Here is a 7,203-nt window from a genome sequence, read left to right as displayed (position 1 = left end):
ATTCCTTTGTCAGCGCCTCATCCAGATTAAAGATAGACAAGCACACTTGGGCCAGCGCGGCGTGTTGCGCTAGGTCTAGATTGGGGTTGCGCTTGCTCTCGCCCATCGAAAGAAAGGCGGTTGCTTGCTCCGGCTCTAGCTCGTAGGCGACCTTAGTGCGCTGGTAGCTGCCGCGCAGGATGGCGAGCTCCCGCGCCGATGGGCGCCGGGCGCAGATGCGGCGGAAGGCGGAGGTGAGGCGCTGGTCAGGGCTTGCCGACTCCAGCATCAGCTTCTCTGCCAACGCGCGGCTGGCCTCGACCCAGGTGATGTCGTTGAGGGTGGTCAGTGCGTGGAGCGGGGTGCTGGTGAGCGAGGCGCGCACTTTACAGGCTTGCCGCGAAGAGGCGTCGAACATATTGCCCGGCCCGACCGTGCGCCGCCAGAAGGTGTAGAGGCTGCGGCGGTAGAGATCGCTCCCGGTGGACTGGGGGTAGGAAAAGTCGCGCTCTTTGGTGATCGCGAGGCTGTCCCAGATCCCCTTAGGCTGGTAGGGGTAGACCGGCTTGCCCCCAATTTTGTCGTTGAGGAGCCCCGAGGTCGCCAGGGCGACATCGCGCAAGATCAGCGACGGTAGCCGAAAGCGTGCCCCGCGTGCCAGTAGTCTATTCTCCGGATCGCGCTTGCGTAGCTCTGGTGAGACTTTGGAGGACTGCTTATAGGTCTGGCTCATCAGAATCTGCTTTACGAGGCGCTTAGTATCCCAGCCTGAGTCCATGAACTCTGCGGAGAGCCAGTCCAGAAGCTCGGGGTGGCTGGGCTTCTCCCCCAGCAGGCCGAAGTTCTCGCTGGTCTTGACGAGGCCGATTCCAAAGAACTGCTGCCAGAGCCTATTGACAAAGACCCTTGCCGTGAGGGGGTTCTCGCGACTCACCAGCCACTTGGCGAGCTCCAGCCGCGACCCTCCTCCCCGGCCCTCCTCCCGATAACGGGAGGAAGGAGAGAAGAGGGCAGGTGTGCCGCAGGTGACTTCCTCACCGGGCGAGAGGTACTGGCCACGGATCAGGATCTTCGTCTTGCGCGGGCGAGCATCGGACATCACCATGACGCGGGGCAGGTTGGCTTGAAGGGCATCGCGCTGTTTAGTGAGGTCAAGTACCTTCTCTTGAGCAGGAGAGAGTCCATTCATCTGGAAGTAGAAGCCCGCGATCCCGCCGCCATTGACAATCTTGAGCACGACCGTGTTCGCGCCCGCGTTGAGGTTCAGTGTGATGCTCTCCTGGTCGGCGAGGGCGGCCCGGCTGACTTTCTTTGCCGCCACTTGCTTGCCATTGAGCTGTAGCTTGAAGGCATCGTCGCTGCCCAGCGAGAGCCGCAAGACGGTTGGCTTCTCGAGCGTGATCGTCCGCGCCAGATAGAGCGCGGCGTTGTCCCCCGTCGCAAGCTCCTGGACGGTCCCGTCTTTCCACTCGGGGTGTGCCACCGCTGCCATCCCCTTTAGTGGCATCTCTTTGTCGTAGGCGGCATCGAAGCTCTCGGCGGGAAACGGTCCGTAGCTGCGCCACTCAGAAAGCGCGGCCTTGGGAGCCACGGATTCGCTCGTCTTTGCCTCGGCTTGGGCGGACTTGATCTCACGCTCCAGCCGCGCCAGCTCCGCTTTTTCGTCGGTGCCCGCGGCGTAGACAAAGGGCTCGGCGATCCGGTACTGCCCACCCCCCGAGGGCGTGCCGCTCTCGGGGACGTTGTTGAAGTAGGCGAAGAACTTGTAGTAGTCGCGTTGGCTGATGGGATCGTACTTGTGGTCGTGGCACTGGGCGCAGGCCATCGTCAGGCCCATCCAGGTCGTGGCCGTCACATCCACCCGGTCAAAGACAATGACATTGCGCTGCTCCTCAGGGATCGCGCCGCCTTCGCCGTTGAGCAAGTGGCAGCGGTTGAAGCCCGTCGCGATCTGCTGATCCAGAGTCGCGTTGGGCAGTAAGTCCCCCGCGAGCTGCTCGATGGTGAACTGGTCGAAGGGCATGTTCTTGTTGAAGGCCTTCACCACCCAGTCCCGCCAGACATACTGGAACGTGTCGCCGTCTTGCTGGAAGCCATTGGAGTCGGCGTAGCGTGCGGCATCGAGCCAGGGCAGGGCCATGCGCTCGCCGTAGTGGGGGCTTGCCAGCAGCCGATCCACGAGCCGCCCATACGCATCCGGGCGCGTGTCGGCGAGAAAGGCGTCCACTTCCTGCGGCGTCGGGGGAAGGCCCGTTAAGTCTAGGGTTACGCGCCGAATCAGCGTGCTCTTGTCGGCTTGGGGCGCGAAGTTCAGCTTCTCTTTGACGAGCCGCGCCTTTACAAAGCTATCAATCCCGCTCACCTCAACGGGCGGCTCCAGCGGGCGCTTTACCGATGCATAGGCCCAGTGCTTCGTCTCCGAGAGGCTCTTCTCCCAGCTTGCCAGCGCGGACAGCTTCTGCGCCGGGAGCGGCTTGCCCGTGGGAGGCATCTGAGGCTTACCGCCCTCGCCGCGCACCCGCTCCAGAATCCGCTTCGCCTGCGCCGGGGTGAGCGTGCCCTCCAGACTCAGCCCGCCCTCTTTCTCCGTCGTGCTGTGGCAGGGGAGGCAGTCGGCTTTAAAGATCGCCGTGGGCGTGTGAGGGGTCGGCTGGGGCTTCTGTGCCAGCGCTAGCGAGCCCGCCACCAACGGCGGTGCAACCCACATCCAGAATCGTGAACGCATGAGAGTTGTTTGTGCGCCGAGGGCCAGTTTTCCTGCTCACGAGGCAATTCATTGTACAATTCGTGCATGGATTCCGTTCTTGAGCTCGCCGGAGTAGAGCCGGACGCGGGTGAGGGTTCCGACGAAATTCGGGAGGTCTTTGCCCGCCACTTTCGAGCCCGCATCGCCGCCCAGCTCCATGGGATTGACAGGATCGCTGGTGATAAAGGCATGCAGTGACCCGGCGGCGACTTCTTTGCCATCAAGGGCGAGGGTCAGTCGCTTATCCGGAGTAATTCGCGCCAGCAGCACCACGGTGCGCCCGACGATGCTCTCGCTGCCCGTAATCTGTGAGCGCTTGCCGCTGGAGCTGATGGTAAAGACGGGCTTGCCGTTTTCCAGGTGCAGGCTGTAGCCAAAGCTGACGCCGCCTCGTGCCAGAATCACGCCCTCGGGCTTTTCCGCCGTGAGAGTCGCCTCAATTGCCCAGGCTCCGACGTTGGGGCGAAGCGCGGGCGTACTGGCGATCGTGACGAGCTTCGTGCCATCGAATTTTTGGCTTTGGTTCCAGTCCAGCACCCAGCGGTTCTGCGGCGCGACCAGCCCACTTGGCGTGGGCGCTGCGATGCCGCCAGGCTTGTCGGCAAAGTCAGGGATCTCAAAGCCGATTGCCTTGCGCTGGCGCTCAAACTCCTGCTCTAGTGCCATCCTTAGTCCTGCGGCACGGGGCTCTTTAGCGAGGTTCTTTGTCTCATATGGGTCGGCCTTGAGATCAAATACCTCCGTTAACTCAGGGTGTTCGGGGTACTGGATCAGCTTGGCGGTCTCGGTGCGGACACACTGGGTGGTAGGGATGCCATTAAAGCCTTGCTCATAGAAGTAGGTGTAGAAGTACGCCTTGCGCCAGTCGGCGGGGGGCTTGCCGGTCAGCAAGGGAACCAGGCTGCGCCCGTGCATGGCTTTGGGAACGGGAACGCCCGCGAGCTCCAATACTGTGGGAGCGATATCCACGTTCAGCGCCATCGCATCGGCGACTTTGGTTTGGCGCATGGCCTTAGGAAGCTTTACCAGCAAGGGAATACGCAGGCTCTCGTCGTAGGCGGAGCGCTTATCCCCGAGGTTGTGCTCGCCTAAATAGAAGCCATTGTCCGACGCGAAGATCACCACTGTATTGTCGTCGAGGGCCGCCATGAGCTTCCCAACACACTCGTCCATGGCGCTGAGGCACCGGAAGTAGCCCCGGTTGAGCGCACGGGGATCGGCGTTGCCCTTGCGCTCGGGTGCATAACCGGGAGCGAGCCCTAGATTAGGAACGGGGCGGGCCTCGTCGCTTGCATAGTCGTTGGCATGGCTCTGTGGCGGGGAGAAGGGGCCGTGGGCGCTCTTGAAGCCCAGAACCAAGAAAAACGGCTTGCCCGCGCTCTCTTTCATAAACTGCAAGGCATAGTCGGTCGAGACATCGTCAACCCAGCCCTTGGTGGGCGTGTCCTTGCCATTGACCACAAACGGGCAGTCGTCGTACTTGCCCTGCCCGATAAAGCTGGCGGCAAAGTCAAAGCCGGGCCGCTCACGTTGGTTGCCCATGTGCCACTTGCCCACATAGCCTGTTTTGTAGCCCGCCGAGCGGAGCAGCGTCGCCACGGTTGTATTCTTCTCTGAGAACGGCGTATGATTGTTCACAATGCCATTGGTATGCCCGTACTGCCCCGTGAGGAGTGTCGCGCGGCTGGGCGCGCAGAGCGAGTTCACCACAAACGCATTGCGAAAGCGCGTGCCCTCGGCGGCGAGCTTGTCTAAGTGCGGCGTCTTGAACCAGGGAAAGCGACCTTTGCTTCCCTGCTCTTTCTGCACCACGCCGAGCGCATCCCAGCGCTGGTCGTCGGTGTAGATCACGATAATATTGGGCCTTGATGCGTGCATGAAAGCCTATTTCTTCTGCAACAGCCGCAAAACCTCCCGGTTCTCCCGACCGGGAAAGGCCACGGTGGGGGTTTCGGAGCGCAGGAGGGTGAAGTGCTCGGAGAAGCGTGTGTCCAGCTCGTCTAATGTTGCATTGAACGGCGGCCCAAGCGTCGGGTCGAGATCGTCGCGTGGGTTCAGGTAGAAAATGCCCAGTAGCACGCCACCGGGCTTGAGAGCGCTGGCGACGGCCTGCACATAGTCGTCGCGGCGCTCGCGTGGGATGGCGCAGTAGCACGTGTGTTCGAAGACGGCATCAAAGGCAGACGCAAACGCGGGGGGCAGGGCGAAGAGATCCCCGACGATAAAGCGCGTGTTGGGGAGGGCTTCGACGTCCGCAAAGGCGCTGGGGGCGAGGTCCAGCCCGATCACTTCCTCCGCGCCCGCCGCCGCAATCGCCCGGACATCATGGCCGCGCCCGCAGCCGGGCACGAGCACACGGCCTGTAAGCGGCGACTCGGCAAGAAAGGCGAGCAGGGCAGGGGCGGCTATGCCTTTGTCCCACTGCGCCTCGCCGCTTTGATAGAGAGCTTCCCAGTCTGTCTCTGTTGTCATGCCCTCAGCATACCTGATCGCATCAGGGGCGGCTGAATATCCCGCTCGCCCATCTTGGCCTTCACGGTCTGAGTTGCCTCGTTCCAGCTAATATCCGCGCCAATCTCCTCGTGCCATTGACTTGTATCAGGTTCCGCTCTGTCTGCAACTGTGTTATCCTAGGGGAGTGAGCACGACGAACGAAGTGATCGGGGTGATTGGGCTTGGGCTGGTCGGCTCGGCGCTCGCGGAGCGGCTCTTGGCACGTGGCTATGGTGTCGTGGGCTACGATATCGACCCTCAAAAGTGCCAGGCGCTGGTCGAGCGCGGGGGCACCGGAGCTCCAAGTCCTGCTCTGGTTGCTGAGCAAGCGGATCGGATTGTGCTCTCGCTTCTGACCACGCCGATCGTACTTGAGGTCCTGGAGGGGCCCGATGGGGTGCTGAGCGCGTCCCGAAAGCCCACGGTCATTCTCGATACCACGACGGGGGCTCCCAATGAAACCGAGGCGCTTGCAGCCCGGCTCGCTGAGAGTGGGGTCGCCTATCTCGACGCCACGATCTCCGGCTCCAGCAGGCAAGTGCGCGATGGGGCGGCAACGCTCATGGTCGGAGGCCTTCCCGAGGCTTTCGCAGCGTGCTCGGATCTCTTTGCTTGCTTCAGCGACCGTGTTTTTCATCTAGGGCCTGCGGGAAGTGGGAGCCGGGCGAAGCTGGCAACGAACCTGATTCTGGGCCTCAACCGTGCCGTCTTGGCCGAGGGGCTGGTCTTTGCGGAGCGCCTCGGATTGAACTTATCGGTGTTTCTGGAGGTGCTTAGAAACTCCCCTGCCTACTCTGTGGCCGTGGACACGAAAGGAGAGAGGATGCGCACGGGTGAATTTACCCCGGAGTCACGGGTGCACCAGCACAAGAAAGATGTCGAGCTGATCCTGGCCTGTGCCGAGGCCATGGACCAAGGACTCCCCCTGAGCCGTGTCCACCACGCGCTCCTCACCGAGGCGCTGGAGGCCGGTGAGGGGGAGCTCGACAACGCGGTGATTATTCAGAGCATTCGGAGGCGAGTTTGAGCAAGCAGCGCTGTTTGGTGGTGGGCATGGGCGGCATCAGCCGTAGCATGGTAAAGATTTTGCAGACCCTCCCGTGGTTTGTCGGGGTGGGCGTGGTGGACATCTCAGAGGCGGGTCAGGCGGCAGGGCGTGAGCTTCTCCCGGAGGCGGAGATCTTTGATGATCTTTCGCGGGCGCTCGTGGCTCTCAAACCCGACGCAGTGCTGATCAACACGCCCTCAGAGCTGCACTTTTCCCAGACAAAGCTCTGTCTGGAGGTAGGCTGTCATGTGCTAGTGGCCAAGCCCATCACCCATGATTTCACGGCTGCCGTGGCGCTGGTGGCACTGGCGAAGGAGCGCGGCGTGACGCTCAGTGTGGGGCAGCAGCTACGCTACAACCGACACTACGCCGCACTGGCTCGCTTTGTGGCCTCGGGGGGGCTCGGCTCGGTGGAGGCGGCGTGGTTTATGAACAGCAAGCCACGCCCGAAGGTCGCTAACTTGGCTAAGATGCTCCAGCCGACCCTCTACGAGAACGCCTGCCACCACTTCGATGCGTTTTTGTCGGTCTTTGCAAGCCACGACCCGGAGTGGATCTTCTGCGACGGCTTTGTCCCCTCGTGGTCGGCCTACGCCGGGCCGTGCATGGTCAATGCGCTCATCGGCTTTTCGGGGGGGCTGCATCTCTCCTACCACGGTGGGTTTTCATCGCAGGCACCCATGTATGAGTTTCGGCTCGAAGGCAGTGGCGGGGCGCTCAAGTGCCGTGGACTGCACATGTCCAACGACACAATGGACTACGAGCTTGCCCCCGCGCTGGGGAGCTTTGCCGTATGTCGAATTGATGACGACATCCCGGCTCAGACGCCCTGGATTCCCTTCTTTGAGCACTGGCATGCCTATCTTGCCGGGGGGCCAGAGCCGCCGTTTAGTGGGCGCAAGAACCTCAAGGTCTTTGCGCTGCTCAGCGCCGCGAT

The 7,203-nt window shown here is 62.1% G+C and carries 5 protein-coding genes; 2 read left to right on the top strand and 3 right to left on the bottom strand.

Features of this window, described 5'->3' with window-relative positions; translation table 11 throughout:
• The 3 genes from AC1XOS_RS17560 to AC1XOS_RS17550 form a co-directional block, all read right to left on the bottom strand.
• Positions 1 to 2,704, bottom strand: a 2,704-nt coding sequence (locus AC1XOS_RS17560; RefSeq protein ID WP_481963517.1) for a DUF1553 domain-containing protein, incomplete at its 3' end; no start/stop codon positions are given.
• A gap of 48 nt (positions 2,705 to 2,752) precedes the next feature.
• The gene (locus AC1XOS_RS17555; RefSeq protein ID WP_481963516.1) at positions 2,753 to 4,603 is read right to left on the bottom strand and encodes a sulfatase-like hydrolase/transferase; all 1,851 of its coding nucleotides are present in this window, start codon (positions 4,601 to 4,603) and stop codon (positions 2,753 to 2,755) included.
• Between the two features lie 6 nt (positions 4,604 to 4,609).
• Positions 4,610 to 5,197, bottom strand: coding sequence for a methyltransferase domain-containing protein (locus tag AC1XOS_RS17550; protein ID WP_481963515.1), 588 nt, complete (start codon positions 5,195 to 5,197; stop codon positions 4,610 to 4,612).
• A 166-nt stretch (positions 5,198 to 5,363) separates the two neighbouring features.
• Between AC1XOS_RS17550 and AC1XOS_RS17545 the strand changes: the two genes are divergently transcribed.
• Positions 5,364 to 6,245, top strand: a complete 882-nt coding sequence (locus AC1XOS_RS17545; protein WP_481963514.1) for an NAD(P)-dependent oxidoreductase — start codon at positions 5,364 to 5,366, stop codon at positions 6,243 to 6,245.
• Positions 6,242 to 7,203: Gfo/Idh/MocA family protein (locus AC1XOS_RS17540; protein WP_481963513.1), on the top strand; the 962-nt coding region annotated here is incomplete at its 3' end. The genes AC1XOS_RS17545 and AC1XOS_RS17540, both read left to right, overlap by 4 nt.

The organism is Armatimonas sp. (assembly GCF_964826245.1).
This window is presented reverse-complemented; position numbering and strand designations above follow the sequence as displayed.